This window comes from Mesorhizobium sp. M7D.F.Ca.US.004.03.1.1, from assembly GCF_003998635.1.
Lineage (GTDB): Bacteria > Pseudomonadota > Alphaproteobacteria > Rhizobiales > Rhizobiaceae > Mesorhizobium > Mesorhizobium loti.
Genome location: NZ_RZQG01000793.1, coordinates 1 through 2786, shown reverse-complemented (window position 1 = coordinate 2786; position 2786 = coordinate 1). Strand labels below are relative to the sequence as shown.

The following is a 2786-nucleotide window of genomic DNA, read 5'->3' as shown; positions in this document are numbered from 1 at the left end:
GGGACCACCCGCGCCGCGGCATGATCCCGCCGGCGGATTTCATCCCGGTCGCCGAAAGCTGCGGGCTGATCGTACAGCTCGGCCTGTTTGCCATGCAGCAGGCGGCGGAAGACCTCGCCAGCTGGCAAAAACAGATCGGCGACGCGCCGCTGTCGGTCTCGGTCAACCTGTCCAGCCGCCAGCTGATCCGCCGCGATCTGGTCAGCGATGTCCGCTCGGTCATCGCGCGAGCTAACCTCAAGCCGCGCTGCTTCCGGCTCGAGCTCACCGAATCGCTTGTCATGGACAATCCCGAGCAGACCGCCCATGTGCTGACCAAGCTGAAGCAGCTCGGCATCGGCCTGTCGCTGGACGACTTCGGCACCGGCTACTCCTCATTGGCCTATCTGACGCGTTTCCCCTTCGACACCATCAAGATCGATAAGAGCTTCGTCGACGACAACACGCCGAAGCGCGCGGTGCTGCTCAAATCGATGGTCAACATGGCGCATGAGCTCGGCCTGTCTGTCGTCGCCGAGGGCATTTCTGACGAAAGCGATGCGCTGGAATTGCGACAGATGGGCTGCGAATATGTGCAGAGCTTCATGTTCGGCGCGCCGATGCCGGGCGACCAGGTGCTAAAGCAGCTGAAAGAGCAGTATCCGCTCACGCAGGCCTGACAGGATTTCGCGTGCGTCGCTCGAGCGCACCAAGGTCTCCGCGACGGTGTTTCATTTTAGCCGAACTAGCTCATCGACCTGGAAGGATGTCGAAAGTGTAGGATTTAATCCTACACCGTGCTATAGGGAGACAATCAGAGGATTTCCATAATGCGCACGACGCAACAGATGAGCATCACCCTGCCGCCCGAGATGGCGCAGATGGTCAAGACCAAAGTCGCCTCGGGGGAGTACGCCACCGAGAGCGAGGTCATCCGCGATGGCCTGAGGGCTTTGGCGGCGCGTGACAAGGCTCTGGAACGCTGGCTCGTTGAGGAAGTCGTGCCGACCTTGAAGGATTTCGACGCCCACCCTGAAAACCTTGCTGACCCCGAAGACGTCCGTGGCCGCCTCAAGGCGCGGGTCTCAGCGTTGACGGCCAAGTCATCCCGCAGTGCATGAACTATACGGTCAAGTTCCATCCGGCAGCCGAACGGGACCTCGACGATCTGCTAACGCATCTTGCGCAGGAGGCCGGTGCTACTGTCGCCAACCGGTTTGTCGACCGCATCGTAGACTACCGCCTGGGATTCTCGACGTTCCCTGAGCGCGGTATGCGCCACGACGATGTGGCGAAGGGGCTGCGCACCGTCGGCTGGCGTCGCCGGGCCACCATTGCCTTCACCGTGCGGCAGGACACGGTGGGATTCTCTATGCCGGCCGGACGCTGGAGCTACCGGCGGACGACGAATGACATCCAAGGCCTTGACGCGACCAGAAAGGCACATCGAGCACAGCCAAGCCTGAGTAGCCCCAGATTGAATCCGATTGCGACGCTCTAGGCGTGTCCGGCCGCGAGGCTGAGATGCGCGAGGTCTATGCCGATCGAGGCGAGGATCCGGTCGTATTTGCGCTCGATGTCGGTGTCGAACAGAAGCTCGGCATTGGCCGGACAGGTCAGCCAGCCATTCTCGGCGATCTCGGTCTCCAACTGGCCGGCTCCCCAGCCGGAATAGCCGAGCGCCATCAGCGCGTGACGGGGCCCGCGGCCGGACGATATGGCGCGCAAGATGTCGACGGTCGCGGTCAGGCAGATGTCGTCCGAAACAGTCAGCGACGATTCCACCCGGTAGTCACCCGAATGCAGGACAAAGCCCCGGCTGCGATCCACAGGCCCGCCATTGCGCACGACGAAATCGCGCGCCTGCGCCGGCAAACGGATCGCCTCCTGTTCGTTCATGATGCCCAGTTGCACGAGCAGGTCCGGAAACAGCATCTGCTGTGTCTGGTTGATGATCAGGCCCATGGCGCCTTCATCCGAGTGCGCGCAGACATAGATGACCGAGCGCGTGAAACGGTCGTCCTTCATGCCGGGCATGGCAATCAGGAACTGATCGTCGAGAAAGCCGCGGCTGGCGACCGTCTTCTTGTGGCGCAACAAGTCCATGAAAGGGAGCGTAACGCGTTTCCAAAGCGCCGAAAAGATGCGCCGTGCGGGATTCGACCAAAGCCTATGCCGCCGGCTCGAGCATTCTTCTCCCTCGAGGTCACGCAAATATGATACCGCCAAAGCCATGAAATCATTGCGCGGCCATGAACGGACGATCAAATCACCGCCATGCAAAGCTTGAAAATCCTGCTGCTCGGCGCCGCCATCGGATCGGCAACCGCTCTTCCCGCCGCCGCCTCTTCATCGGCTTGGTACAACAGCGAAGGGGGCAAGGTCCGGCTGGTGACGTCGGGCAAAGCCGATGATGCCGGCCGCATCCAGGGCGTTCTCGACATAGCGCTCAAGCCCGGCTGGAAGACCTACTGGCGCGATCCGGGCGACGCAGGCGTGCCGCCGCAGCTCGACATTTCAGCCAGTACCAACATAACCGACGCCGCTCTGGCGTTTCCTGCCCCGCAGCGCCATGACGACGGCTACGGCAAATGGGCAGGCTACAATTATCCGGTTTCGCTGCCGGTAACATTCACGCTGGCGGCGCCGAACCAACCGGCGGTCATCGATGCCGACATCTTTCTCGGCATCTGCGAAACGATCTGCATTCCAGTGCAGACGCGGCTGACCGTCGATCCCGCCTCCGATCCGGACAATGCCGAGGACGCGGCGCTGGTGAAGGCAAGTTTCACGGCATTGCCGGCGCC

Annotated in this window: 5 protein-coding genes; 4 read left to right on the top strand and 1 reads right to left on the bottom strand. The window is 62.0% G+C overall.

What is annotated here, in order from left to right; translation table 11 throughout:
• The 3 genes from EN935_RS29925 to EN935_RS29915 all read left to right on the top strand — a co-directional run.
• On the top strand, nucleotides 1–659 hold a 659-nt coding region (locus EN935_RS29925; RefSeq protein WP_164771446.1), incomplete at its 5' end, for an EAL domain-containing protein.
• 150 nt (nucleotides 660–809) lie between these two features.
• Entirely contained in the window at nucleotides 810–1100 is a 291-nt protein-coding gene (locus EN935_RS29920; protein WP_109662285.1) for a type II toxin-antitoxin system ParD family antitoxin, read from the top strand.
• Complete coding sequence (locus EN935_RS29915) at nucleotides 1097–1480, top strand: type II toxin-antitoxin system RelE/ParE family toxin (RefSeq protein WP_109662283.1); 384 nt, start codon at nucleotides 1097–1099, stop codon at nucleotides 1478–1480. The genes EN935_RS29920 and EN935_RS29915 overlap by 4 nt, the downstream gene beginning before the upstream one ends.
• On the opposite strand, the gene EN935_RS29910 is transcribed toward EN935_RS29915, so the two are convergent.
• On the bottom strand, nucleotides 1477–2085 hold the full coding sequence (locus EN935_RS29910; RefSeq protein ID WP_023808594.1) for a YqgE/AlgH family protein: 609 nt from the start codon (nucleotides 2083–2085) through the stop codon (nucleotides 1477–1479). The genes EN935_RS29915 and EN935_RS29910 overlap by 4 nt on opposite strands.
• A 171-nt stretch (nucleotides 2086–2256) precedes the next feature.
• Between EN935_RS29910 and EN935_RS29905 the strand changes: the two genes are divergently transcribed.
• On the top strand, nucleotides 2257–2786 hold a 530-nt coding region (locus EN935_RS29905), incomplete at its 3' end, for a protein-disulfide reductase DsbD domain-containing protein (RefSeq protein WP_127373918.1).